This window comes from Pseudomonas macauensis (genome assembly GCF_047902425.1).
Taxonomy (GTDB): Bacteria; Pseudomonadota; Gammaproteobacteria; order Pseudomonadales; family Pseudomonadaceae; genus Pseudomonas.
This window is the reverse complement of record NZ_CP138377.1, coordinates 3,438,845-3,464,325: the sequence shown is the minus strand read 5'-3', so window position 1 is coordinate 3,464,325 and position 25,481 is coordinate 3,438,845. Positions and strand designations below refer to the sequence as shown.

Below are 25,481 nucleotides of genomic sequence, written 5' to 3'. Positions count from 1 at the left end.
GTTCGTTGGACAGGCACTTCGGCAGGGCGGGGTTTGCGGGTGGCTTATCAGGCGGGACTGATTGCTATTCGTAGGAGCGAGCTTGCCCGCGAACGGTGCTCGCCGGTAATTCTGCGGCTGGGCGGTTCGCGAGCAAGCTCGCTCCTACAAGGTCAGCCGCATCACGCGATCCAGTCGTGGGAAACCTAGGGTGGCGTGGAGCGAAGCGATACCCATCGATCGATATCGCCGGGACTATCACGCCCGCTCCGCCGCCTCGCGCGCTTCCCGCGCCGTCACCTGCTGGCACAACTCGATGATCTGCTCGCGCATCCAGCGGTTGGCCGGGTCCTGGTCGGTGCTTTCGTGCCAGTACAGGTGGGTTTCCAGCTTGGGCACGTCGTTCACCGGCAGGTTGACGAAGTGCAGGCCATGATGACGGGCGAAGCGTTCGGGCACGGTCACCACCATGTCGGTCTGCTGCACCACGGTGGAAGCCATCAGGTAGTGCTGCGAGCGCAGGGCAATCTTGCGTTGCAGGCCCATCTTGCCCAGCGACAGGTCGACGTAGCCCAGGCCGCTGCGGCGGCTGGAAATCTGGATGTGGGCCACCGACAGGTATTCCTCCAGCGTCAGCTTGTCCTTGGCCAGCGGGTGGCCCTGGCGCATGGCGCAGACGTAGCGGTCCTCCATCAGCTTGACGTGGCGCACCTGCGGGTCGGTGTTCAGCGGGGCGTCCACGGCGAAGTCCAGGCGGCCGGCGGCCAGTTCCTTGGTGGTCTCGCGGCGCTTGGAGAGGAAGCTCTCGATATGCACGTTCGGCGCCTGGCGACGCAGGCGCTGGAACAGCGGCGGCAGGACGATGGCCTCGGTGAGGTCGGTCATGCTGATGCGGTAGGTCTTGTTCGCCTGGGTGGGGGTGAAGGTGCGGCTTTCCTGCACCGAGACCCGCAGCAGCTGCAACGCGTTGCGCACCGGCCCGATGATGTTCTGCGCCATGGGCGTGGGCACCATGCCCTGTGCGGTACGCACGAACAGCGGATCGTTGAAGGTTTCGCGAAGGCGGGCGAGGGCGTTGGAGACGGCGGGCTGGGTGATGCCGACGATCTGTCCGGCGCGCGTCAGGTTGGCTTCGGTGTAGATCGCGTCGAAGACAATGAACAGGTTCAGATCGACCTTGCTGAGGTTCATTCCAGGGCTCCGCTTGTAGTTGTTCTGGGGCCGATCATACCCGAACCGACGCTCAGGTCCATACGGGTTATGAATGTTCATTGATTCGGATAATAGGCTGGGTAAATCCTCGTCGCTGTTCTAGCATCATCACCACGACAAACAACTCGCCGCCAGAAGGTAGCCACCCATGGATTTCGCTTATTCCGCCAAGGTTCAGGATCTGCGTGAGCGCGTCACTGCGTTCATGGAAGCCTACGTCTATCCCGCCGAGAAGGTGTTCGATGAGCAGGTGGCCCAGGGTGACCGCTGGCAGCCCACGGCGATCATGGAAGAGCTCAAGGCCAAGGCGAAGGCCGAGGGCCTGTGGAACCTGTTCCTGCCCGAGTCCGAACTGGGCGCCGGCCTGACCAACATGGAATACGCGCCGCTGGCCGAGATCATGGGTCGTTCGCTGATCGGCTCCGAGCCGTTCAACTGCTCCGCGCCGGACACCGGCAACATGGAAGTGCTGGTGCGTTACGGCAGTGAAGAGCACAAGCGCACCTGGCTGGAGCCGCTGCTGCGCGGCGAGATCCGCTCCGCCTTCGCCATGACCGAGCCGGGCGTGGCCTCTTCCGATGCCACCAACATGCAGGCCAACGCGGTACGCGACGGCGACGAGTGGGTCATCAACGGTCGCAAGTGGTGGACCTCCGGTGCCTGCGATCCGCGCTGCAAGATCATGATCTTCATGGGCCTGACCAACCCGGACGCGCCGCGCCACCAGCAGCACTCGATGATCCTGGTGCCCACCGACGCCCCCGGCGTGAAAATCCTCCGCCCGCTGCCGGTATTCGGCTACGACGACGCCCCGCACGGCCACGCCGAAGTGGTGTTCGAGAACGTCCGCGTCCCTTATGAAAACGTGCTGCTCGGCGAAGGCCGCGGCTTCGAGATCGCCCAGGGCCGCCTCGGCCCGGGCCGCATCCACCACTGCATGCGCTCCATCGGCATGGCCGAGCGCGCGCTGGAACTGATGTGCAAGCGCGCCGTCAGCCGCACCGCCTTCGGCAAGCCGCTGGCGCGCCTGGGCGGCAACATCGACCACATCGCCAACTCGCGCATCGAGATCAACCAGGCTCGCCTGCTGACCCTCAATGCCGCGTACATGATGGACACCGCCGGCAACAAGATCGCCCAGAGCGAAATCGCCCAGATCAAGGTCGTGGCGCCCAACGTTGCCCTGCAGGTGATTGACCGTGCCATCCAGATCCATGGTGGCGCCGGCGTCTCCAACGACACGCCGCTGGCGTACTTCTACGCCATGCAGCGCACCCTGCGCCTGGCCGACGGCCCGGACGAAGTGCACCGTGCGGCCATTGGCAAATATGAAGTCGGCAAGTACGTGCCCAAGGAGATGCTGCGCAGCGGTCGCTGATCGCACTCCGCAACGAAACAGGCCCGCAGATGCGGGCCTTTTTCATTTTCGCGCCGCATGCTCCTACAAGGTGCCGCTCCAACAAAAAGGCCAGCTTTCGCTGGCCTTGTCGTTTCACTGCTCGGGAGAAGGCTCCGGTCCGTCTTCCTTCATCTGTGCCAGCCACCATTCCCGCCGGGTATGCAATTGGGCGGCGAAGGCGCGTGCGGCGGCCTCGTGGGGAAAACGCAGCGCACGACGGCCGAGACGGACCTGCCAGTAGGCCTGGCCGCGAAACTCAATGGCCTCGATCCTCACCTCCAGTGCTTGCATGCACCCTCTCCTGGCTTACGATTTCCAGCGGCTGCTCGCTGGTCCGGCGGGTCTTGATCAACGATAGCAGGATGCCACCGGCGAGCAGGCCGAAGGTTACGCCAAGCGACAGGGCGGCGGGAACCTTGCCGATGAATCCGTGCAGGAAGATCTTCGTGCCGATGAACACCAGCACCAGGGCCAGGGCGTACTTCAGGTAGACGAAGCGGTGGATCATCGCCGCCAGCGAGAAGTACAGGGCGCGCAGGCCGAGGATGGCGAAGATGTTCGAGGTGTAGACGATGAACGGGTCCTGGGTGATGGCGAAGATCGCCGGCACGCTGTCCACCGCGAACACCAGGTCGGCCAGCTCGATCAGGATCAGCGCCAGGAACAGCGGAGTGGCGTAGTGCACCAGCTTGCCCGAGGCGTCCGGCATCTTCACGAAGAAGTGATGCTCATGGATCTTGTCGGTCATGCGGATGCGCTTGCGCAGGAACTTCAATACCGGGTTGTTCGCCAGGTCAGGCTCATCCCCATGCTTGCTGAACAGCATCTTCACACCACTGAACAGCAGGAAGGCGCCGAACACGTACATGATCCACTCGAATTCCTTCACCAGCGCGGCGCCCAGGCCGATCATCAGCGCGCGCATGACGATGGCGCCGAGGATGCCCCAGAACAGTACCTGGTGCTGGTAACGGCGGGGGATGCCGAAGAAGCCGAAGATCATCGCCATGACGAACACGTTGTCCATCGATAGCGATTGTTCGACGAGGAAACCGGTGTAGTACTCCACCGCGCTGGTGGCGCCGAACTCGTACCAGACCCAGCCACCGAAGGCCAGGCCGCAGGCGAAGTAGCCGGCGGAAAGCAGCAGGCTTTCGCGCACGCCGATCTCATGGTGATCGCGTTGCAGAACGCCCAGGTCGAGTACGAGCAGGAGAATCACGATGGCCAGGAAGGCCAGCCAGAACCAGGTAGCGGTTCCGAGGAATGGTTCGGTTAAAAAGGCGTGCAGAGCTGTCATTTGGCCCCTCCCTTAGTGTCGTTGTCGAAAAGTGACTCCGACATGGCGGTTGGCAACCGTCAGAGGGGCCCGGCGTCACTCCGGGAACATAGCAGAGCGATTGGTGCAGACAAGCGAAGGAACGTAACAAGTTCCTACATCCGCTCAGGCTGCGGCGATCGGCGCCAGCAAGAAGTCTGTACGCCGATCGCCGGAAGGGATCAGTAGACCCAGACCTCGACGCGACGATTCTTGACCCGCCCGTCATCGTCGTTGTTGGCCGCAACCGGCAAGGCATCGCCCATGCCGCTGATCTCGCGGAACATCACGCCATCCTTGGCCAACTCGCGGCGCACCGCCATGGCGCGAAGCTTGGAGAGCAGTTCGGCGCGCGCGGGATCCTGCTTCGGATCGCCGAAGCCGACCAGCACCGCCTGCTTGTTCATCTTGCCGTTCTGCTGCAGGTAGGCCAGCAGGCGTTCCACGTCGCGCTGGGCCTTGTTGTCGAGGGTGGCGCTGCCCTCGCGGAAGCGGAAGTTCACCGACAGTCGCTGGGCATCGCGCGCCAGGCTCTGGTACGCCTGGGGCATACCGGCCCGCGGCGTCATCTTCACCGCTTGTACCCGCTGGCCGACGAAGCCGCTGCTGCTGACCAGGGCCTGGCCCTGGTCGCCCTGGGCGAACTGCAGCAGCGCATGGGCCCAGTGATTGCTCTCCTCGGGCTTCATATAGAGGAACAGGCGGCGCGACAGCGGATAGTCCTCGGTGGCGATCAGCGTGGTCGACGGCGGCATCGCCTGGGAGGCGCCGTCGGCGATGCGCAGCGCCTTGGCCTTGCGGATCGATGACAGACCGACGAAACCGATGCCCTGAGGATCGGCGCTGACCTGCTGGGACAACTGGTCGCTCGACTCGAAGCGCTGCGTACCGTTGGCCAGGGCCTTGCCGTGGCTGGTCAGCACCAGTTCCTTGAAGGTGTCGAAGGTCCCGGAGTTGTCATCGCGGGCGTAAAGATGGATCGCACCGCCGCGGCCGCCGAGCTCCTCCCAGGTCTTCACTTCGCCGGAGAAGATGCGCGCCAGGTTGTCGGTGGTCAGCTCGTCCAGGGCGTTCGCCGGGTTGACGATGATCGCCAGGCCGTCGATGCCGATCACTTGCTCGGCCTTGGCACTACGCAGGTTTCCCGAGGCCGAAAGGCCTGCCGCTTCCGCGTCCTTGATCGGTCGCGATGCAGCCGCCAGTTCTGCGCTGTTGTCCTTGAGGGCGACGAAGCCGGTGCTGGAGCCATGGGCCGCCAGGTCGACGATGGCTTCCTTGCCGTCGGCGCTGCGGCCGATGATGCGCTGCTCGTTTTCCGCCTTGCCCGGCTGGACGCTGACGTTGGCGTAGCCCTCGCTTTGCAGCAGGCCTTTCACCAGTTCCGGGAGCAGATGCGCGCCGATGGTGTTGGAGCCCTGTACGCGCAGTACTGGCTCCCCGGCATGGGACGAGGGCAGCGCGGCGAAGGCCTGCCAGGGGAACGCGTAGCAGATGAATCCGATGATGAGCCAGGCGATGGTCACGGGCCAGGCTTGGGCATCGCTGGCGCTCGGCTTGTACGACATTGAGCAACTTCCATTTCAGGCATCGATGGCGCGGCAGAATAAGTCGGAATCATTGCATCGATATGACGCTTGGCTGCATTGCAGAGCTGTTGCCGCGATCCTCGGACATGACTGATGAAATGCAGGAAGTTTCCGATTCCCGTTCCTTTGGAGCGCCGCTATACAGGCGTTCGTGTTGAGGTTCTGGAGATCGAGATGCGCGAGATCGTCGACTTTGCGTCGGTACTGATGAAGCTGGTCATCATCCTGACGCTGCTGATGATGGCCGGTTCGTTTGTCGTGCTGCCGGACAGGGCAGGTGGGTTCGTCCCGTCGATGCTCATGCTCATCGCGCCGTTGTTCGTGTTGGCGACGCTGCTGGATCTGGCGAGCCTCATTCGGGGCCGTTCAGTGGGCGGCTTTTTGTCGAAGCAATCTCGTCGCGGCTGATCCTGCAGCAGTGCTCATCGGGGTTGGGAAAATTCCTTGGACGCATCGGGGGAGCCTGATTACGCCGGTTCACCGACCAGGTGACACTTGCGCCGTTTCAACCTCCCCGCTGGAAGGAAACCATGACTCAAAACCGTTCGGCTCCCAGGCCACGCCCGGCCGGCCCCGGCCATGGCGTCAGGCTGATTCCGCTGGCTGTACACAACCCCGCCGTTACGTGTTGGGGCCGTCCCTGGCGTCGGCACGCGCTGAGTCTGCCGGCCCCGCATGACACGACGTTCAAGGGACTCCGGCTGCCTGCGCAGTCTCTGCAGTCGTGGCTATCTCTACTGGCAAAGGCAGGTCTGTTGAGCAGGCGCCCGGCGCCCGCCATGCCCTCGATATGGCCGTCTGAGCCAGACGGGCCCCCGGCACTTTCCAGCCTGGGGTTCGAACTGTGCACGGACGTCACTCTCGATTTCGCCCAGGTGGCTCGTTTGTCCAGGCTGAGAAACGAAGCAGCGCAGTCGGCCCATTCCAGCGAGGAGCCGGATGTTTCCGGGCAGGGCCAGGCACTTCCCTCTGCGGATGTGGGAACGGAGGAGCCGCAGGCAGAGGTCGTTCTGCCGGCCCCGGTGGACCTGGACGATTTGCTTATGGAGTCGCGTGCTGCCAAGGCGGAGCCGGTTGGAAGTCTTCCTGTCGGACAGGCCGATTCGTCCGCCGTGGAAACTGCGCCGCTCGAACCGCAGGAGCCCACGGCGCCGGTGGCTGCTGGCGCGCAAACGGAAACGCCGGACGTCGTCGTGCAAGGCGCGGCGTTGGAGCAGGACCAGCAGATCGAGTCACCGAAGATCGAACCCACCGGGGCCGATCAGTCTCCGGACCCAGTCTCCAACCCTGACGAATTGAGCGTGTTCGAGTACCTCGAGGCGATGGTGTCGAGTTTGGAGACGGTGGGCCACTCAGCCGCGATTGGCGCAGCGTCAACGGCTGCCTCGGGCGAGCCGGCAGCGCACGTAGTGGAAGCCCCCGAGGCGAAAAACAGCAACCTTGAAGCAGCGCTTCAGGGGACCTTGATCCAGAAGGAATCCGTAATGACCGAAATGCACGATGTGATGCCTGAAACCGATATGCCGGGGGCCTCTGTTCCGATCACCTCGGCGGAGTTGCAGGAGGTAGCGGCCGCCCTGAGCGTTCCCCAACTCGACGCTGATCCCGATGACGTTCTTTCCGATGTACAGAGCACGCTCAACTCGCTCGCCGGCATGGCTCAGGGGCTGAGTCAGCAGAAACAGGCGGCGGGGCGTCTGCAGGAGGAGCTGGACGAGCGGACCAACCAGTTGCAGGAGCGCGAGCGCCTGGCCAACGACAAGGAGGCGCGGCTGCTGCAACTGGAGAATCATCTCAAGGAAGCCAAGACCAACTTGGACCGCATGGCCGCCGAGAACAATCGTTTGCTGGCCGAGCGTAGCGAAGCGCTCAAGGAGCTGGCCCAGACGGTCGACCTGCGCGACAAGGCCACGCTCAAGCGCGCCGAATCGATCCAGCTCGAACAACAGCGTATCGACGAGCAGTCGGCCAGCTTGCGCGCCCGTGCCAGCGAGCTGGATGAGCGCGAAAGCTCCCTCAAGCGCAAGAGTGAGGAGCTGGGGATGCGGCTCAAGCAACTGCAGAGTGCGAAGGACAAGTTCAGCGCCATCGTCAAGAGTTTCAACGAGACGGTGCAGTTCAACAGCACCTTGTCCGCCATTTCCAAGAACGTAATCGAGTAGTTCCGGCGCAAGAGCGGGCATTGACCGTTCTTGCGCCGATGGGCATCGCACAGATGCACAGATGTTGCCCAGGACAAGGGATTGTTCGATGTCCTCCGGTTGCGTCCACCGACGCTCGCGGAATGTTCAACGGAACCCTGCGCGCTTGGCCTGTACGTCCGCGATTGGCGAAACGAGGTCTTCGCAACAAGGACCAACATGGCCCGAATCGTAATCATCGAACCGTCAAGGCGGGACTTCACGGCTATCCGCCGGCTGTTGCAGGCCAGCGGTCACCAGTGCGATCTGCATTTCAAGCTGGGGCGGCAGGCGCTGAATCAATTGAAGGCTGGGGATTGCGATCTGCTGGTGGTGACGCTGGAACTACCGGATATCCACGGAATGGAGCTGCTCGCGACGCTTCGCCGTAACGGTCAGCTCGAAGCCGCAACGCCGGTGCTGGTGTGCTCCAGTCTCGACACTTCGCTGAATATTCAGCGTGCCATCCGCGGCGGTGTATCCGGCTTCCTGCGGATGGCCGATCGCCCGGCCTTGATCGGGCGCGCCATCGAGACCGTCCTGGCGGGAGGCACGATCTTTCCCGAGCACGCGCGATTACCGTTGGGCGATGATCCCAGGCTGAAAGCTTCGCTGGCGTTTTCCACCCATCTGGTGGCTGTGCTGCATGGCCTGCATCGAGGCGATTCGGTGTCGGCGCTGGCGGAGCTTCTCGAGTCGTCGGGAGCGAGCGTCGGGCAGCATAAAAGGCAACTGATGCGAAAGCTTTCCGCCAGCTCCCTGGATGAACTCTTCAGCATCTGCAAAGAGATCGGGCTGCTGTAGCGGCGTTCATCTGGCGCCGCAACGGCCGCTCTTTCCTGCCAGGGTGTTGGCACTGTTGCAGCCGGCGCTGTGAAGAGATTTGGCTGAAGAAACGACAAAGCCCGGCATCGCCGGGCTTTGTCGTTTGCTTGGATTACTTCAGTTGCAGCCAGATCGGTGCGTGGTCCGACGGCTTTTCCATGCCACGGATTTCGTAGTCCACGCCCGTATCGGCGATGCGCCCGCGCAGGGCTTCGGAGGCGAGGATGACGTCAATGCGCAGGCCGCGCTTGGGCTCGTCCTCGAACCCGCGGCTGCGGTAGTCGAACCAGCTGAAGCGATCGGTCACCGCCGGGTTCTGCAGGCGGAAACTGTCCACCAGGCCCCAGCTCTTCAGGCGCGCCAACCACTCGCGCTCTTCAGGCAGGAAGCTGCACTTGCCGGTCTTCAGCCAGCGCTTGCGGTTCTCTTCGCCGATGCCGATGTCGCAGTCTTCCGGCGAGATATTGATATCGCCCATCACCACCAGCGGCTGGCTGGGCTGGAAGCGGGTTTCCAGCAGGTTCTGCAGGTCGGCGTAGAAGCGCTGCTTGGCAGGGAATTTCACCGGGTGCTCGCGGTTCTCGCCTTGCGGGAAGTAGCCGTTCATTACGGTGATCAGTTCGCCCTGGGCATCCTTGAAGGTGCCCCAGATGAAACGGCGCTGCGAATCTTCGCCATCGTTGGGGAAGCCGCGCTGTAGCTCCAGCGGCTCCTGGCGGGAGAGCAGGGCAACGCCGTAGTGGCCTTTCTGCCCGTGGTAATGCACGTGATAGCCGAGGGCTTCGACTTCCTCGCGCGGGAACTGGTCGTCCGCGACCTTGGTTTCCTGCAGGCCGATCACGTCCGGCTGATGGCGCTCGATGATGGCCTGCAGTTGATGGGGACGTGCGCGCAAGCCGTTGATATTGAAGGAGACGATTTTCATCCTGGACGTCCTGGCAAAAGAACGATGCTAGCCCATGGTGGCCGATTCTGGCGACCCTGGCACGCCGCTGCTAGTGTTTCGTGGCTGGAGCGCGAACCATAAGAAGACACCACAAGAAGAGGCGTCCGCATGCCTGATTCGATCGCCGAAGTGCGTCTGCTCGACAGCGGCTACAGCCGCGAAGTCCGCTCGTTGCTGTATCACGCTTATCGCCATGAACCGACTTTCGCCTACCTCTTCGAAGCCGACCGTCCCGGTTTCGACCAGCGCGTGCGCGCCACGGTGCGCGAGCTGACCAACCAGCATTTCCTCGAGGAACTGCCGGCCATAGGACTGTTACGCGACGACCGCCTGGTGGGCGTGGCCCTGATCGCGCCGCCCCAGCAACGCCTGGATATCACCGAGAGCTGGGCCTGGCGCATGCGCATGCTGCTCACTACCGGTTTTCGCTGTACCCGCCGTTACCTGGACTATCACGCCGCCGTACTCGGCTGCCTGCCGCCGGGGCCTTACCACATCCTGCCGCTGATCGGCATTCATCCGGAGTTCCAGGGCAAGCACCTGGGCGAGCAACTGCTCGATGCGCTGCATGCCTGGTGCGCGGAGGAGGGTAGTTCCCAGGGGCTGGTGCTCGACACTGGGAATTCGCGCTACCTGGATTTCTACCGCCGCCACGGCTACGAGGAGCTGGGCGAGGTGGCCCTGGGTCCGATCCGGGAGCATGTGCTGTTCCATCCGAACCCGAGACCGGAAAGCCAACTGGCCAGCCAGGGCGGATAGCACTTTTGAGGGTTCCAGCGCTCTGGGAAACGGCTTGATCGTCATTTCCCGTGCTAGCATTCCGCGCCATGAGAGTTGTCCAAGGATTGCTTGGGCTGCTGCTGTTGATGGCGTTCTGCTTGCAGAGAGCGCTGGCGGCTGAAGCCCATCTCGACGTTCGCATCACTCCCGCCACCCCTGCGCTCAAGGCCAATATCGAGGCCTATGTGGGCAGCCTTGGCGAGCGTGATCAGGCGGCATTGCGGCGCATGCGGCGCACCACCGAAGAGCAGGCGCAGAAAGCCGCGCAGGCACTGGGCTACTACCAGGCGCGCATCCGCAGCCGGGTGCGCGACGGGCAACCGCCGACCCTGCGCCTGAACGTGACGCCAGGGGAGCCGGTGCACCTGCGCAACGTCACCATCCGGGTGGAGGGCCCGGCGGCCAAGCTCAAGAGCTTCCGAGTGCCCGGTGGCGACGCCCTCAAGCCCGGCGCGCAACTCAATCACGGCGCCTACGAGGATGCCAAGCGGCTGATCCAGAACCAGGCGTCACGCTTCGGCTTCTTCCGCGGGCAGTTCAGCCAACAGCAATTACAGGTCGACCCGGTGGCCGGCGTCGCGGACATCGAGCTGGTCTACGTCAGCGGCCCGCGCTCGACCCTTGGCAAGGTCGAATTCAGCGGCGACTACCCCTTCGACGACGAACTCCTGCAGCGCATGGTGCCGTTCGAGGACGGTACTCCCTACGACTCCGAGCTGATCGCCGACCTCAACCAGGCGCTGCAATCCTCCGGCTACTTCGACGGTGTGCGCGTGGACGCGGCGCCGCAGGCCAAGGCCAGTTCCGACGTGATTCCGGTGAATGTCCACCTGCAGGTGCGCAAGCCGCGGACCATGGGCCTCGGCTTGGGCTTCTCCACCGACGTCGGGCCGCGCGCCAAGGCCAACTGGACGCGCCACTGGGTCAACCCGCAGGGGCACAGCCTGGGCTGGGAGGCGGAAGTCTCCTCCCCCCGGCAGAACATCGGCGCCTGGTACGAGATTCCCCTGGACCCGCCGTTGACCGACAAGCTGCGCTTCACCAGCGGCTACCAGAACGAAGACCTGGTGGACACCCAGAGCAAGCTGCTCACCCTCGGCAGCGAATGGCACCACAAGCTCGACAGCGGCTGGCAGCGGGTGGTGTCGCTGAACTGGCAGCGCGAAGAATACAAGCTGGGCGACGACTCGGGCCTGAGTAGCTTCCTCATGCCGGGGATCGGTTATTCGATCCTCGAAGCCGACAACAAGGTCGACCCCAGCCACGGCTATCGCCTGCAATTCGACGTGAAGGGCGCCAAGGAAGGTTTTCTGGCCGATGCTGACGTCGCCCACGTCAATGCGCTGGCCAAGGGGCTGACCAGCTTCTGGGGCGGCCAGCGTCTGCTCGGGCGCATCCAGGTCGGCGGTATCGCCACCAACGACTATTCCTCGATCCCGCCGTCGCTGCGCTTCTTCGCCGGTGGTGACCAGAGCGTTCGCGGTTACGACTACCAGACACTGTCGCCGAAGAACTCCGAGGGTGATCGCATCGGTGGGCGCTACATGGTCGCCGGCAGCGTGGAGTACCAGTACCCGATTGCCGAGCGCTGGCGGCTGGCGGCCTTCGTCGATCAGGGCAACGCCTTCAACTCACTGGACTTCCCGTCGATCAAGACTGGCGTGGGTATCGGTATCCGCTGGGTTTCCCCAGTCGGGCCGCTGCGACTGGATCTCGCCGACGGTCTGGACGAGGACGGCGGCATCCGTATCCACTTCTCCATGGGGCCTGAACTGTGAACCGTGCGGGCTGGATGCGCACCATGCGCTGGCTGCTGGGCGGGCTGCTCGGCCTGATCCTGCTATCGATAGCGGGCCTGTCGGCATTGCTGGGCACCGAAGCGGGTAGCCGAATGGCGTTGCAGCGGGTGCCGGGTTTGACCTTGGATGGCTTCAGCGGCCGCCTGGCCGGCGCCTTCACCGCGAGGCGCCTGGAGTGGAGCGACGGCGCCACCCGCCTGGTGCTCGACGAGCCGGATATCGACTGGTCGCCGGGCTGCCTGCTGCGCATGGCGCTGTGCCTGAGCCGCGTGGCGGCGAAGGAGATACGGCTGACCCTGCCGCCAAGCGAGTCGAGCGAGTCTTCCGGGCCGATCCAGTTGCCGAGCCTGAACCTGCCGCTGGCCCTGGAGCTGGGCGACGTGCGTATTGGCCGCTTCCTGCTCGATGACCAGGAGCAGCTGCGCGACACCAACCTGGTGGCGAACTGGGACCCTGAAGGTCTGCACATCCAGTCGGCGACGCTGGCGCGGGGTGATCTGCGCCTGTCGCTCTCCGGCCTGCTCAAGCCCACCCAAGGGTGGCCATTGCAGGCGCAGGGCAGCCTCGATCTGCCGGCCGTGGGCGGCAAGCCCTGGTCGCTGAAGCTGCAGGTCGATGGCGAACTGCAAGGTCACCTGAAGTTGCAGGCACAGAGCAGCGGCTACCTCAATGGCCAGTTGCAGGGTGATGTGCAGCCGCTGGCGGAGAACCTGCCGGCCCAGGCCCTGGTGCTGGCCGACGGATTCAAGGCGGATGCCGCGCTGCCCGATACGCTGACGCTGAATCAGGTTCGCCTGAACGCCAATGGTGATCTGAAGAACGGCTACCAGATCGCCGGCGCGGCCCTGTTGCCGGCCGAAGACAGTCCGGTGGTGCTGACCCTGCGTGGCCGCGTCGATGCCCAGGGGGCGGATATCGCCGCACTCGATCTGACGGCCGCCCAGGTGCAGCGCCTGGGCGTGCAGGGACGGCTCGACTGGAAGGAGGGCTTCGCCGCCGACGCCACCCTTGACTGGCTGGACTTCCCCTGGCGGCGCCTGTACCCGGCCATCGAGGAGCCGCCGGTGAGCGTGCACAGCCTCAAGGCCGAGGTGCAGTATCGCGACGGCGCCTACCTGGGCAATTTCGATGCCGCGCTGAACGGTCCGGCGGGCGCGTTCACCCTGGCCAGTCCGGTCTCCGGCAATCTCTCGGAAGTCTTCCTGCCGTCGCTGCAACTGGTGGCGGGGCAGGGCAAGGCCGAGGGCCATGTGAAGGTCGGCTTTGCCGACACCGTCAGCTGGGACGCCGACCTCGACCTGCGCGACCTCGACCCCGCTTACTGGCTGGAGCAGATGCCGGGCCGCCTGGGCGGACCGCTGCGCAGCCAGGGCTCGCTCAAGGGCGGCAGCCTGAACCTGACCGCGAACCTCGATCTGCAAGGGCGGCTGCGTGGTCAGCCAGCCTTGCTCAGGGCACGTGCCGAGGGTGCCGGGCAGTCGTGGAAGGCCGACGAGTTGACCCTGCAACTGGGCGACAACCGCATCACCGGCCAAGCGGCGCTGGACCAACATCTCTCCGGCAAGCTGGACCTCGCCCTGAATCAATTGGGCCAACTGTGGCCGCAGCTCGCCGGCCAACTGGGCGGGCGACTCGACCTGGCCGGCACCCTGCAGGCACCGCAGGGGCAACTGGCGCTCAACGGCCAGCGCGTCGCCTACGCCGGCCAGAGCCTGCGCAGCCTGGCGCTGGACGCCAAACTGGATGCCGCCCAGCGCGGCCGCCTGGACCTGCAGGTTCAGGGCCTGCGCAGCGGCGACACGCGCCTGGGCACGCTCAAGCTGGAAGGCAGCGGCGACAAGCAGCGCCAGCAGCTCTCGCTGAACCTGCAAGGCAAGCCGGTGGTCCTTGCGCTGAACCTCGACGGCACCTGGAACGGCCGCGACTGGCGCGGCCGCCTGGCGCAGGGTGACATCCAGAGCGGCGGGCAGGACTGGCGCCTGCAGCAGCCGGCGAAGCTGGAGCGGCTGGCCGATGGCCGGCTGACCCTGGGCGCGCATTGCTGGGCCTCGGGCCCGGCCAGCCTGTGCGCCGAAGACCAGCGCCTGATGCCCGACCCGCGCCTGCGTCTGCATTTGCGCCAGTTCCCGCTGGACAGCCTGGCGCGCTGGCTGCCAGAAGACTTCGCCTGGCGCGGCCAGTTGGACGGCGACGTGCAACTGGACCTGCCGGCCAGCGGCCCGAACGGTTCGATCCTGCTCAATGCCGGCAGCGGCACGCTGCGCCTGAAGGAACAGGACGACTGGGTCGACTTCCCCTACCAGAGCCTGCAACTGGAAAGCCGCCTGACACCCCGGCGCATCGATACCAGCCTGCAGTTCCATGGCGAGAAGCTGGGCACGCTGGATGCCCAGGTGCAGCTCGACCCCCGGCCGAAGTCCAAGCCGCTGAGCGGCAGCTTCAGCCTCAACGGCTTGGACCTGTCCATCGCACGGCCCTTCGTGCCCGCGGTGGAAACCCTCAAGGGACGGCTCCACGGTAACGGGCGGATTTCCGGCGGGCTGCTGGCGCCACGGGTGGACGGCGAGCTGCGTCTGGTCGATGGCGAGATCTCCGGCGGCGACCTGCCGACGCGCCTGGAACAGCTGCAGGTGCAGGCGCGTATCGCCGGCGAACAGGTGGACCTGAGCGGCCACTGGACGGCCGGGGAGCATGGCAACGGCAACCTGTCCGGGCGGATCGCCTGGAACGAGGCGCTGGATGTCGACCTGAACGTGCGCGGCAACCGTCTGCCGGTGACGATCGACCCGTACGCGGAACTGGAGGTCGCGCCGGACCTGGCGATCCGCATGGCCGGCGAGGGCCTGGCCGTTTCCGGCAAGGTGCAGGTGCCCAGCGGCGCCATCACCATTCGCCAGCTCCCGCCGTCGACGGTCAAGGTGTCGGACGACACCGTGATCGTCGGCCAGAAGCAGGAGCAGAAGGCCGCCGCCGCACTGCACATGGACGTCGACGTGATCGTCGGTGAGGACAAGCTGACCTTCTCCGGCTTTGGCCTGAACGCGGAGCTGGCCGGCCAGGTGCACGTGGGCGACAACCTCGACACCCGTGGCGAGCTGCGCCTGAACAAGGGCCGCTACCGTGCCTACGGGCAGAAGCTGACCATCCGCCGTGCGCGCCTGCTGTTCGCCGGACCCATCGACCAGCCGTACCTGGATATCGAGGCGATCCGCAAGGTCGACGACGTGATCGCCGGCCTGCGCCTGACCGGTAACGCCGAGCAGCCGCGCAGCGAGGTGTTCTCGGAACCGGCGATGAGCCAGCAGCAGGCGCTGTCCTACCTGGTGCTGGGCCGGCCGATGAGCACCGGCGAGGACAGCAACATGATGGGCGAGGCGGCGCTGGCGCTGGGCCTGGCCGGAAGCGCGCCGCTCACCGGCGAGGTCGCGCAGAAGCTGGGCATCCAGGACTTCCAGCTGGACACCGAGGGCACCGGCAACAGCACCAGCGTGGTCGCCAGCGGCCAGCTCTCCGACAAGCTCAGCCTGCGCTATGGCGTGGGGGTGTTCGAGCCGGCCAATACCATCGCCTTGCGCTACCTGCTGAGCAAGAAGGTGTATCTGGAGGCGGCCAGCGGCCTGGCCAGCTCGCTGGATATCTTCTACAAGCGCGACTTCTGATGCCCTGGGTCTGGGGGGCCCGGCAGGCACTGCCGCCAGCCTTCATTGCGCCTTAAGAAAGGCTCTACAGACTTCCTGTGCCGTCGATTTTCCGACGGTTACGGGGAGTCAACATGCGCCTGGACCACCTCAGGACCCACCTGCTCGAATTCATCAACAAGGGCTTTCCGGCCCGTCAGTTGCGCCGTCTGGCTGCACGCGACCTGTTGCGCGGGGCTGCGGCGGGACGGCGGGCGCCCGCGCCGCTGGCCGGAGCCTTGCTGGAGTGGTCGGTGCTGGAACCCCAGGACGCGCTCGATCGCCTGGACAGCCGCCGCGAAGGACTCAGCGAGTCGGAGGCGCAAGAGCGACTCGTACGCTTGGGGCCGAACGAGGTGGAACAGGACCGCCCGATCGGTGCCTGGCTGCACCTCTGGTACTGCTACTGCAATCCCTTCAACCTGCTGCTGAGCCTGCTGGCAGCGATCTCCTGGGCGACCGAGGACGCCGAGGCCGCCGTGGTGATCGGCAGCATGGTGGGGATTTCCACGTTGCTGCGCTTCGTCCAGGAGAAGCGCTCGAACCGCGCCGCCGAGCGCCTCAAGGCGATGGTCAGCAACACCGCCACGGTGTTCCGCAGCCCCGATGGCGAAGGGCCGTCGAGCCGGGTTGAGGTGCCGATTCGCCAACTGGTGCCCGGCGATGTGCTGTGGCTCTCGGCTGGCGACATGGTGCCGGCGGACGTGCGCCTGCTCAGCGCCAAGGACCTGTTCGTCGGCCAGGCGGCGCTGACCGGTGAATCGCTGCCGGTGGAGAAGTTCGCCCAGCTGCGCGACGCCCGTCAGGGCAACCCGCTGGAGCGCGACAACCTCTGCTTCATGGGCACCAACGTCATCAGTGGCTCGGCGCAGGCCGTGGTGGTTGGCACCGGCGCACGGACCTATTTCGGCTCGCTGGCCGAGCGGGTGATCGCGGCGGACCCGGAGCCCACAGCCTTTCAGGCCGGGGTGAACAAGGTCAGCTGGCTGCTGATCCGCTTCATGCTGGTGATGGCGCCGCTGGTGCTGCTGATCAATGGTTTCACCAAGGGCGACTGGCTGGAGGCGGCGCTGTTCGCGTTGTCCATCGCGGTCGGCCTGACCCCGGAAATGCTCCCGATGATCGTCACTTCGACCCTGGCCAAGGGCGCGGTGGCACTGAGCCGGCGCAAGGTGATCGTCAAGCGCCTGGACGCCATCCAGAACTTCGGGGCGATGGACATCCTCTGCACCGACAAGACCGGCACCCTGACCCAGGACCGCATCGTGCTGGAGCGCCATACCGACGCCTTTGGCCAGGCCCAGGACCGCGTCCTGCAACTGGCCTTCCTCAACAGCCACCACCAGACCGGGCTGAAGAACCTGCTGGACGTGGCCGTGCTGGAGCACGTCGAGTTGCGCCATGCGTTGCGGGTGGACAGCCGCTACCGCAAGATCGACGAGATTCCCTTCGACTTCGCCCGCCGGCGCATGTCGGTGGTGGTCCGCGAGCCGGACGACCGCCACCTGCTGATCTGCAAGGGCGCACTGGAAGAGGTGCTGGACGTCTGCGTTTCGGTGGAGGCCGGCGACACCGTGGTGCCGCTGGACGGCGAGCACCTGGCGAGCATTCGCGCGGTGGCCGAGGGGCTCAACCAGGAAGGTCTGCGAGTGGTCGCGGTGGCGACCCGCGAACTGCCGCCGGAGCGCGAAGGCTATGGCGTGGCCGACGAGGCGCGGCTGTGTCTGGCCGGCTACATCGCCTTCCTCGATCCGCCGAAGGAAACCACCGCCCCGGCGTTGCGCGCGCTAGCGGAAAACGGCGTGGCGGTGAAGGTGCTGACTGGCGACAACGAGCGGGTCACCCTGAAGGTCTGCCGCGACGTCGGTCTGCCGGTGCAGGGCGTGCTCCTCGGCCCGCAGCTGGACAGCCTCGATGACCCGACGCTGGGCGAGCGGGCCGAGCGCACCACGCTGTTCGCCAAGCTCACCCCAGGCCACAAGGAGCGGCTGGTGCGCGTGCTGCGCGAGCGCGGGCACGTGGTGGGCTTCCTCGGCGATGGCATCAACGACGCCCCGGCGCTGCGCACCGCGGACATCGGCATTTCGGTGGACTCTGCGGTGGACATCGCCAAGGAAGCCGCCGACCTGATCCTGCTGGAAAAGAGCCTGCTGGTGCTGGAAGAAGGGGTGATCGAAGGCCGCCGTACCTTCGCCAACATGCTCAAGTACATCCGCATGACCGCCAGTTCCAATTTCGGCAATGTGTTCAGCGTGCTGGTGGCCAGCGCCTTCATTCCCTTCCTGCCGATGCTGCCGTTGCAGCTGTTGGTGCAGAACCTGCTGTACGACCTGTCGCAGATCGCCATTCCCTTCGACCACGTCGATGACGAGCAGCTGCGCAGCCCGCAGCAATGGAATCCCGGCGGGCTGGGGCGCTTCATGGTGTTCTTCGGGCCGATCAGTTCGCTGTTCGACATTGCCACCTTCCTGGTCCTGTGGTTCGCCCTGGGCGCCAATGCGCCGCAGCACCAGGCGCTGTTCCAATCCGGCTGGTTCGTCGAGGGGCTGATCTCGCAGCTGCTGGTGGTGCACATGATCCGCACCCGGCGCATTCCGTTCCTGCAGAGCCGCGCGGCCTGGCCGCTGCTGGGCATGACCCTGGCGCTGGTTGCCGTGGCGATCTTCCTGCCCATGGGGCCGCTGGCCCATTCGTTCCACATGCAGGCGCTGCCGCTGGCGTACTGGCCGTGGCTGGCGGGCATCCTGGCGGGATACATGGTGCTGACCCAGGCGGTGAAGGGCTGGTTTGCGCGCCGCTATGGCTGGGATCGCAGCGAGCGACCGCGTTCACGGGCATCGCTGGCGCTGGGCGAGGGCGCGGAGGCCTGAGTCGAACGCCGGCAGTTTCAGGCAAGTCTGCGCAGGACCAGGCAAACCGCTCGGCGCTTTCTTCGCGTATCGTCGCGGCGCGTGCCGGGCATAGCGCCTAGGCTGAATCGATCCGTGCCGGAGCCTGCGGGCTCTGGCCGCCCTATCACCCGAGGAAGAGGTGAACTCGCAGATGATTACCGTGAACCTGAACGGCAAGGACCATGAATTCGACGCGCCCGGCGAGATGCCGCTGCTCTGGGCCCTGCGCGACGTCGCCGGGCTGACCGGCACCAAGTACGGCTGCGGCATGGCGCTGTGCGGCGCCTGCACGGTGCACATCGACGGCCAGCCGACCCGCTCCTGCGTCACGCCGCTGGCGGCGGTGGCGGGCAAGAAGGTCACCACCATCGAGGCGGTGAACGAGCAGCCCGCCGGCAAGGCCGTCCAGGACGCCTGGCGGCGGCTGGACGTGGTGCAGTGCGGTTACTGCCAGTCCGGGCAGATCATGTCCGCCACCGCGCTCCTTGCCTCCAACAAGGCGCCCAGCGATGCCGACATCGACACGGCCATGAGCGGCAACATCTGCCGCTGCGCCACCTACGCGCGGATTCGCGCGGCCATCCACGACGCCGCCAAGACCCTGGCCTGAGGAGCTTCGACATGCGCGATACCCGCATCGATCAGGAAGAGGCGCAGCAGCGCGGCATCTTCAATCTCAGCCGCCGGCATTTCCTCCGGGGCGCCGGTGGCCTGGCTCTGGGCATCTACTTCGCGCCGCTGCTCGCGCGCATGGGCGAGGCGCAGGCGGCCGGTGATTTCGAACCCAACGCCTTCGTGCGCATCGCCCCCGACGGCACGGTGACGGTGATCGCCAAGCACGTGGAAATGGGGCAGGGCAGCTATACGGGCCTCGCCACGCTGGTGGCCGAGGAACTGGATGCCGACTGGGCCCATGTGCGCGTGGAAGGCGCGCCGGCCGATGCCAAGCGCTACGCCAACCTGGCCTTCGGCAATCTGCAGGGCACCGGCGGCAGTACCGCCACCGCCAACTCCTTCGAGCAGATGCGCAAGGCCGGCGCCAGCGCGCGCGCCATGCTGGTGGCCGCCGCCGCCGAGCAATGGAAGGTGCCCGCCGCTCAGATCGAAGTGCATGACGGCGTGGTGACCCACGCCGCTTCCGGACACAAGGCCGGCTTCGGCGAACTGGCCGAGGCGGCGGCCAAGCAGCCGGTGCCCGCCGAAGTGAAGCTGAAGGACCCGAAGGACTTCAAGCTGATCGGCCAGGCGAAGCTGGCGCGCATCGACAGCAGCGGCAAGACCGATGGCTCGGCGGTGTTCACCCAGGACATCCACCTGCCGGACATGCTGGTGGCCGTGGTCGCCCACCCGCCACGCTTCGGCGGGGTGCCGGCCAAGGTTGACTCGACCAAGGCCAAGGCGGTGCCCGGCGTGGTCGCGGTGGTGCAGTTCCCCGGCAGCGACAGGCGCTTCGCCGGTGTGGCCGTGCTGGCCAAGAACACCTGGGCCGCCCGCCAGGGGCGCGATGCCTTGCAGGTCGAGTGGGACGAGAGCAAGGCGTTCAAGATGGGCAGCAAGGAAATCTTCGCCCAGTACCGCGAGATGGCCGGCAAGCCCGGTTTGGTGGCGCGCAACGTGGGCGATGTCGACAAGGCCCTGAAGCAGCCGGCCAAGCTCATCGAGGCGGAGTACGAGTTCCCGTTCCTGGCCCACGCGGCGATGGAACCGTTGAACTGCGTGGTTCAGCTCAAGGATGACGGTGGCTGCCAGATCTGGAATGGCGAGCAGTGGCAGACCGCCGACCAGGCGGCGGTGGCGCAGTTGCTGGGCGTCAAGCCGGAGCAGGTGTCGATCACCCAGCTGTACGCCGGCGGCAGCTTCGGCCGGCGCGCCAATCCGCATTCGGACTACGTGCTGGAGGCTGCGGCGATCGCCAAGGCCGCCCATGAGCAGGGCATCAAGGCGCCGGTGAAGATGGTCTGGACCCGCGAGGACGATACCCGTGGCGGCTATTACCGCCCGGCGTTCCTGCACCGCGCACGGCTGGCGGTGGATGCTTCGGGCAACCTCGTGGGCTGGGAGCAGCGCCTGGTCGGCCAGTCCTTCATCCTCGGCACGCCGTTCGAGAAGATCATGGTCAAGGATGGCATCGACAAGATCGCCGTGGAGGGCGCGGACGACCTGCCCTATGCGGTGCCCAACCTGCGCGTCGAGCAGGCGCTGGCCGAGAACGTCACGGTGCCGACCCAGTGGTGGCGCTCCGTGGGGCATACCCATACGGCGTTCTCCACCGAGACGCTGGTGGACGAGGCCGCCATCGCTGCTGGCAAGGACCCCTACGAGTTCCGCCACGCCCTGCTCAAGGACCATCCCCGCCATCGCGGCGTACTGGAGCTGGCGGCGCAGCAGGCCAACTGGAAGGCGCCGCTGGCGAAGGGCGCCGAGGGCGAGCAGCGCGGCCGTGGCATCGCCGTGCACGAGTCGTTCGGCAGCTTCGTGGCCCAGGTGGTGGAGGTGACGGTCAAGGCGGACCACAGCTTCAAGGTGGACCGCGTGGTCTGCGCGGTGGACTGCGGCCTGGCGATCAACCCGGACGTGATCACGGCGCAGATGGAAGGCGGCATCGGCTTCGCCCTGTCGGCGGCGCTGCACAGCGCCATCACCCTGACGGACGGGAAGGTCGACCAGTCCAACTTCCACGACTTCCAGGTCCTGCGCATCAACGAGATGCCAGTGGTGGAGGTGCACATCGTGCCGTCCGCGGTACCGCCGACCGGGGTTGGCGAGCCCGGCGTGCCGCCGCTGGCGCCGGCGCTGGCCAACGCGCTGTTCGCCGCCACCGGCAAGCGCATCCGCACCTTGCCGATCGGCAATCAGTTGCAGGCGTGATGCACCGGATCGCCTCTCTCCCGTGAGACGGAGAGGGGCGGCTCCACAGCCTACGCCTCGCGCTTCCCACCCTCGGCGCGAAACCGCTCCGGCGTCGTTCCGGTGTAGCGCTGGAATGCCCGGTGGAAGCTGGTCACATGCTCGTAGCCGAGCAGGAAGGCGATCTCCTGCAAGGCCATGCGGCTGGCCAGCAGGTAGCGCTGGGCCAGCGCCATGCGCACCTCCAGCACGATGCCCTTGAAGGTCAGCCCATCCGCGCGCAACCGCCGTTGCAGCGTGTAGGGCGGCATGCGCAGCCAGGCGGCGGTCTGCTCCAGGTCGGGCAGGGGGATGCGGGCGTTCTGCAGCAGATAGAAGCGCACGTCGTCCGGCAGCGTCTGGCCGCGCTCGAAACTGGCCAGGGTCGCCGCGCCCTGGGCCTGGCACAGGCGCGTCACCGTCGGGTTGGCGGTGGAAAAGGGGCGGTCGTGGAATTCCCGGGGAATCCACAGTTCTGCCTGGGCGGCGTTGAACCGGCACTGTCCGGGGAACAGTTCCTGGTAGACCTTCGCATGGGCCGGCGGCGGGTAGGGTAGGTGGACCTGCATGCCGGTGCAGTCTTCCAGCTCCGGCAGCCGCTGGCACAGCCAGCGCCAGGTGCTGCTCAGCCACTCCTCGCACAGCGCGTTGCGCTCCACCTCGCTGAACGGCGGCAGTTGCAGGGTCAGGCGGATGTGGCTGGCGTCCTCGTCGCGCTGGGTGTGGATCGGGTGCGGCATCAGGCTGGACGGCTGGCCGAGGGAGATGTCCCAGGAGCGCCGCAGGTTGGCCGCGCTGATCAGCGCATAGCCGATCACGCCCAGGTCGTAGAGGTTGTAGCGCTGGCCGAGGCGCAGGAAGAAGTCGCTGGAACCCAGCAGCCCGGCGGCCTGTTGCAGCAGGCGGTAATAGCGGGCGAAGTTCATCTCGGCGGCGGCCGCTTCACCGCCTGGCGGCAGCCCCAGGCCGCCGAGCAGCGGTGCCAGCGCCGGCAGGGCGGGGCGCGCCTGCCATTCTTCAAGGAAGTGACGGAACAGCTGGCGGGCGGCGTAATCGATGTCGAAGGACGCGGTGGGCATGGCGGCGTTCTGGTCGGCTAAGAGATTGTCATCTTGTGCTAGCGAGTTGTCATCTTATGCTAGTCGAGCGGTAAAAGCCGAGCCCTATACTGCGCCTACGGACAAGAACTACAAGGGCTTCCCATGACCGCTCCGGACCGCTTCCGCTCCTCCAATTCCCCCACCGACCGCTTCGCCGAACTGCTGCTGCACAACGGCCGCTTCTACACCCTCGACCCCGCCCAGCCCTGGGCCGAGGCGGTGGCCATTCGCGATGGCCGCCTGCTGGCGGTGGGGCGTCGCGAGGAGATGGAACACCTGGTCGGCCCCGACACCCTGGTGCGCGATCTGGACGGCGCCTTCTGCATGCCCGGCCTGCACGACATGCACACCCACCCGGACCTCGCCCTGGCGCCGCGCTACGCTGACGACCTCGACGTCGGCATCGAGGACCCGACCCCGGAGCAGTTGGCCAAGGCCATCCGCGACTACGCCGCCAGCCACCCCGGCGACGGCTGGATCTACGGCCAGTACTGGGTCCGCTACACCTTCCGCGAAGCGGGGCTGAAGCCGGGCCGCGAGTGGCTCGACAGCATCATGCCGGACCGCCCGGTGGCGCTGCTCGACCGCATGTGGGGCACCATGATGGTCAACTCCCGCGCGCTGGAGCTGGCCGGCATCGACGCCGACACGCCCGATCCGCGCAATGGCTACCTGGAGCGCGACGAGCTCACCGGCGAGCCCAAGGGCCTGATGATCGACGGCGCCTACGCGCTGATCCACGCCGCCATGCCGCCGACCCCGGCCAAGGTGTTGCGCCAGTCTTACCGCGACGGCGTGCACTTCCAGAGCTCCCGTGGCGTCACCGCAGCCAAGTATGTGCACGTCTGCGAAAACCGCCTGGACGCCCTCAAGCACCTGGACGACGCCGGGCAACTGACCCTGCGCGTGGAAGCGGCGATCAGCTGGCAGGACGACATCTTCCCGGTACGCCGCCGTTGGGAGCTGCTCAGCGGCGAGCGTCACTACTACCGCAGCGCGCGGCTGTCGGCGAACGCGGTGAAGTTCCACTTCGACGGCACCGTGGAGCCGCGCTCTTCCTTCCTGATTACGCCTTGGCCAGGTGAAGACGGGCCGGGCGGGAACGCCTGGCGCGGCAAGCTCAACTTGACCCCCGAACACATCACCGACATGGTGGTGGACATGGACCGCCGCGGCATCCGCGTCATCGCTCACTGCACCGGCGATGCGGCGTCCGACGTATTCCTCGACGCGGTGGCCGAGGCGCGCCGGCGCAACGGCTTCAGCGGCGTACGCCACCAGTGCGCGCACAGCACCATCCTGCATCCGGGCAACCTCAAGCGCTTCCGCGAACTGGACGTGATCGCCGAGTTCTCCCCGGCGGCCTGGTACCCGACGCCCTTCGCCAGCGGCGCGCGCTCCGGTTATGGCCCGGAGCGCCTCAAGCGCATCTACGACTTCAAGGGCGTACTGGCCGCCGGCGGCATCGCGGTGTTCGGCACCGACTGGCCGGTGGCGTCCATCGACCCCTGGCTGGCGCTGGAAACCCTGGTCACCCGGCAGAACCCCTGGAACGACGACCCGGCCTGCTTCGGCGAGCCGATCAGCCTGGAGCAGGCGATCCGCGTGGCGACCCTCAATGGCGCCTACGCCATGGGCCTGGAGCACCTGACCGGCAGCCTGGAGGCGGGCAAGTCGGCGGACTTCATCGTGCTCGACCGCGACCTGTTCGCGGCGCCTGCGCGCAACTACATCCACCGCACCGAGGTGCAACTGACCTTCGTCGAAGGGCGCCCGGTGTACGACCGTCTCGGCCAGTTCAGCGACACCCCGCTGGAAGCCGTATGGAAGGGCGAGCCGCCACGCATCGAAGGCGTCAACGCATGAGTGCGGCGAGCATTCCGGTGACGGTGGTCGCCGGCTTTCTCGGAGCCGGCAAGACCACGCTGCTGCGCAACCTGCTGGAGCGCTGCGAGGGCCGGCGGCTGGCGGTGATCGTCAACGATTTCGGCGAGCTGAACATCGACGCCGGGATGATCGCCGAGCAGACCGAGGCGGTGTACAGCCTGGAGAACGGCTGCATCTGCTGCAGCGTGCAGGATGACCTGCTGGCGCAGCTGGAGCGCCTGGCGAACATGAACCCGCCGCTGGAGCAGGTGGTGATCGAATGCAGCGGCGTGTCCGATCCGCAGCGCATCGTGCAGACCCTGGGTTATCCCAAACTGCGCAAGCGCCTGCATCTGGACGCGGTGCTCACGGTGGTCGACGCCGCCCGCCGCGAACCGCTGGAAGGCGAGTACGCCCGGCTGGAACGCATGCAGGCTGCCGCCGCCGATCTGCTGCTGCTGAACAAGTGCGACCTGCTGGATGCCGAAACGCTGGCGGCGCAACGCGAGCGCTTCGGCCGTGGCGCTCGGGTGCTGGAGACCATCCAGGCGCAGATTCCCGATGAATTGCTGCTGGGCGAATCGTCGCGCAAGCTGCGTCCGCACGGGCAGGAGGGTGTCGATCACGGCGACCTGTTCGAGAGCTGGAACTGGCAGGGCGACATGACCTTCGATGGTGCGCGGCTGAAGCACTGGCTGGAGACGCTGCCGCGCGGGCTGTTGCGGCTCAAGGGGTTGGTGCGCCTGGCCGGGCAGGATGGGGCGCTGTGGCTGCAGTACGTGGGCGGCCGCTACCAGTTCCGGCCGGCGACCGACGCCGAGGCGGCGCAAGGCGCACGATTGGTATTCATCGCGGAGAAAGGCGGGCAGTTGCGCGCTGAGCTTGAGGCCGGGCTGCAGAGCTGCTTTTGCTCTTCGTAGGATCGAGGGGGACGCCCAGTCCTTGCTCGCGAACCGCCTAGCTCCAGAGCCGCCGGGAGAACATTCGCGAGCAAGCTCGCTCCTACACGGTAGGCCGGCTCTCGCAGGGGGCCCCAT

The 25,481-nt window shown here is 66.2% G+C and carries 17 protein-coding genes and 1 pseudogene; 12 read left to right on the top strand and 6 right to left on the bottom strand.

All coding sequences use genetic code 11. The annotated features are described in order from the left end of the window. Positions 1-237 precede the first annotated feature (237 nt). The gene (locus tag SD196_RS15855) at positions 238-1,170 is read right to left on the bottom strand and encodes a LysR family transcriptional regulator (protein ID WP_275611532.1); all 933 of its coding nucleotides are present in this window, start codon (positions 1,168-1,170) and stop codon (positions 238-240) included. 169 nt (positions 1,171-1,339) lie between these two features. Here SD196_RS15855 and SD196_RS15850 point away from each other — a divergent pair, with 169 nt between their 5' ends. Beyond that, complete coding sequence (locus SD196_RS15850; protein WP_275611533.1) at positions 1,340-2,569, top strand: acyl-CoA dehydrogenase; 1,230 nt, start codon at positions 1,340-1,342, stop codon at positions 2,567-2,569. Between the two features lie 114 nt (positions 2,570-2,683). On the opposite strand, the gene SD196_RS15845 is transcribed toward SD196_RS15850, so the two are convergent. The 3 genes from SD196_RS15845 to SD196_RS15835 form a co-directional block, all read right to left on the bottom strand. Further along, positions 2,684-2,881, bottom strand: coding sequence for a hypothetical protein (locus SD196_RS15845; protein WP_275611534.1), 198 nt, complete (start codon positions 2,879-2,881; stop codon positions 2,684-2,686). Continuing rightward, positions 2,847-3,890, bottom strand: coding sequence for a TerC family protein (locus SD196_RS15840; RefSeq protein ID WP_343573486.1), 1,044 nt, complete (start codon positions 3,888-3,890; stop codon positions 2,847-2,849). Before SD196_RS15840 ends, SD196_RS15845 begins: the two co-directional genes overlap by 35 nt. Positions 3,891-4,090: 200 nt before the next feature. Continuing rightward, the gene (locus SD196_RS15835) at positions 4,091-5,473 is read right to left on the bottom strand and encodes a phosphate ABC transporter substrate-binding/OmpA family protein (protein WP_343573488.1); all 1,383 of its coding nucleotides are present in this window, start codon (positions 5,471-5,473) and stop codon (positions 4,091-4,093) included. A 195-nt stretch (positions 5,474-5,668) separates the two neighbouring features. Between SD196_RS15835 and SD196_RS15830 the strand changes: the two genes are divergently transcribed. The 3 genes from SD196_RS15830 (at position 5,669) to SD196_RS15820 (ending at position 8,478) form a co-directional block, all read left to right on the top strand. Continuing rightward, a complete protein-coding gene (locus SD196_RS15830) occupies positions 5,669-5,902 on the top strand; it encodes a hypothetical protein (RefSeq protein WP_343573490.1) in 234 nt (77 codons plus the stop codon). A 476-nt stretch (positions 5,903-6,378) separates the two neighbouring features. Further along, positions 6,379-7,656: a hypothetical protein gene (locus SD196_RS15825; protein WP_343573492.1), complete on the top strand. Its 1,278-nt coding sequence runs from the start codon at positions 6,379-6,381 to the stop codon at positions 7,654-7,656. Between the two features lie 198 nt (positions 7,657-7,854). Then, positions 7,855-8,478: a response regulator transcription factor gene (locus SD196_RS15820; protein WP_275611539.1), complete on the top strand. Its 624-nt coding sequence runs from the start codon at positions 7,855-7,857 to the stop codon at positions 8,476-8,478. Positions 8,479-8,611: 133 nt separating this feature from the next. Here SD196_RS15820 and xthA read toward each other — a convergent pair whose 3' ends face one another. Then, positions 8,612-9,424, bottom strand: coding sequence for an exodeoxyribonuclease III (gene xthA, locus SD196_RS15815; RefSeq protein WP_275611540.1), 813 nt, complete (start codon positions 9,422-9,424; stop codon positions 8,612-8,614). 129 nt (positions 9,425-9,553) lie between these two features. On the opposite strand from xthA, the gene SD196_RS15810 reads away from it, so the two are divergent. The 6 genes and pseudogenes from SD196_RS15810 to SD196_RS15785 all read left to right on the top strand — a co-directional run bounded on the left by SD196_RS15810 (position 9,554) and on the right by SD196_RS15785 (position 21,460). Next, entirely contained in the window at positions 9,554-10,204 is a 651-nt protein-coding gene (locus SD196_RS15810) for a GNAT family N-acetyltransferase (RefSeq protein WP_275611541.1), read from the top strand. A 68-nt stretch (positions 10,205-10,272) separates the two neighbouring features. Then, on the top strand, positions 10,273-12,003 hold the full coding sequence (locus tag SD196_RS15805; RefSeq protein ID WP_343573495.1) for an autotransporter assembly complex family protein: 1,731 nt from the start codon (positions 10,273-10,275) through the stop codon (positions 12,001-12,003). Positions 12,004-12,017: 14 nt separating this feature from the next. Continuing rightward, positions 12,018-15,683, top strand: coding sequence for a translocation/assembly module TamB domain-containing protein (locus SD196_RS15800; protein WP_343573497.1), 3,666 nt, complete (start codon positions 12,018-12,020; stop codon positions 15,681-15,683). Positions 15,684-15,796: 113 nt separating this feature from the next. Continuing rightward, a pseudogene (gene mgtA / locus SD196_RS15795) lies at positions 15,797-18,508 on the top strand (magnesium-translocating P-type ATPase); the annotation flags it as partial. Positions 18,509-18,743: 235 nt separating this feature from the next. Continuing rightward, positions 18,744-19,202: a (2Fe-2S)-binding protein gene (locus SD196_RS15790; RefSeq protein WP_343573500.1), complete on the top strand. Its 459-nt coding sequence runs from the start codon at positions 18,744-18,746 to the stop codon at positions 19,200-19,202. Positions 19,203-19,213: 11 nt separating this feature from the next. Further along, complete coding sequence (locus SD196_RS15785) at positions 19,214-21,460, top strand: molybdopterin cofactor-binding domain-containing protein (protein ID WP_416310400.1); 2,247 nt, start codon at positions 19,214-19,216, stop codon at positions 21,458-21,460. Between the two features lie 50 nt (positions 21,461-21,510). Here SD196_RS15785 and SD196_RS15780 read toward each other — a convergent pair whose 3' ends face one another. Then, complete coding sequence (locus tag SD196_RS15780) at positions 21,511-22,557, bottom strand: AraC family transcriptional regulator (protein WP_275611546.1); 1,047 nt, start codon at positions 22,555-22,557, stop codon at positions 21,511-21,513. Between the two features lie 123 nt (positions 22,558-22,680). Between SD196_RS15780 and SD196_RS15775 the strand changes: the two genes are divergently transcribed. After that, positions 22,681-24,444 (top strand): amidohydrolase, encoded by a 1,764-nt coding sequence (locus SD196_RS15775; RefSeq protein ID WP_416310399.1) that lies wholly within the window; start codon positions 22,681-22,683, stop codon positions 24,442-24,444. Continuing rightward, entirely contained in the window at positions 24,441-25,364 is a 924-nt protein-coding gene (locus SD196_RS15770) for a CobW family GTP-binding protein (protein WP_416310398.1), read from the top strand. The genes SD196_RS15775 and SD196_RS15770 overlap by 4 nt, the downstream gene beginning before the upstream one ends. Positions 25,365-25,481 lie beyond the last annotated feature (117 nt).

Bases quoted from the DNA above. Each gene is read 5' to 3' on its own strand.
- SD196_RS15855 (WP_275611532.1), bottom strand. From the start codon at position 1,170: ATGAACCTCAGCAAGGTCGATCTGAACCTGTTCATTGTCTTCGACGCG.
- SD196_RS15780 (WP_275611546.1), bottom strand. From the start codon at position 22,557: ATGCCCACCGCGTCCTTCGACATCGATTACGCCGCCCGCCAGCTGTTC.
- xthA (WP_275611540.1), bottom strand. From the start codon at position 9,424: ATGAAAATCGTCTCCTTCAATATCAACGGCTTGCGCGCACGTCCCCAT.
- SD196_RS15805 (WP_343573495.1), top strand. From the start codon at position 10,273: ATGAGAGTTGTCCAAGGATTGCTTGGGCTGCTGCTGTTGATGGCGTTC.
- SD196_RS15850 (WP_275611533.1), top strand. From the start codon at position 1,340: ATGGATTTCGCTTATTCCGCCAAGGTTCAGGATCTGCGTGAGCGCGTC.
- SD196_RS15775 (WP_416310399.1), top strand. From the start codon at position 22,681: ATGACCGCTCCGGACCGCTTCCGCTCCTCCAATTCCCCCACCGACCGC.
- SD196_RS15820 (WP_275611539.1), top strand. From the start codon at position 7,855: ATGGCCCGAATCGTAATCATCGAACCGTCAAGGCGGGACTTCACGGCT.
- SD196_RS15845 (WP_275611534.1), bottom strand. From the start codon at position 2,881: ATGCAAGCACTGGAGGTGAGGATCGAGGCCATTGAGTTTCGCGGCCAG.
- SD196_RS15785 (WP_416310400.1), top strand. From the start codon at position 19,214: ATGCGCGATACCCGCATCGATCAGGAAGAGGCGCAGCAGCGCGGCATC.
- SD196_RS15830 (WP_343573490.1), top strand. From the start codon at position 5,669: ATGCGCGAGATCGTCGACTTTGCGTCGGTACTGATGAAGCTGGTCATC.
- SD196_RS15770 (WP_416310398.1), top strand. From the start codon at position 24,441: ATGAGTGCGGCGAGCATTCCGGTGACGGTGGTCGCCGGCTTTCTCGGA.
- SD196_RS15840 (WP_343573486.1), bottom strand. From the start codon at position 3,890: ATGACAGCTCTGCACGCCTTTTTAACCGAACCATTCCTCGGAACCGCT.
- SD196_RS15810 (WP_275611541.1), top strand. From the start codon at position 9,554: ATGCCTGATTCGATCGCCGAAGTGCGTCTGCTCGACAGCGGCTACAGC.
- SD196_RS15800 (WP_343573497.1), top strand. From the start codon at position 12,018: ATGCGCACCATGCGCTGGCTGCTGGGCGGGCTGCTCGGCCTGATCCTG.
- SD196_RS15835 (WP_343573488.1), bottom strand. From the start codon at position 5,473: ATGTCGTACAAGCCGAGCGCCAGCGATGCCCAAGCCTGGCCCGTGACC.
- SD196_RS15790 (WP_343573500.1), top strand. From the start codon at position 18,744: ATGATTACCGTGAACCTGAACGGCAAGGACCATGAATTCGACGCGCCC.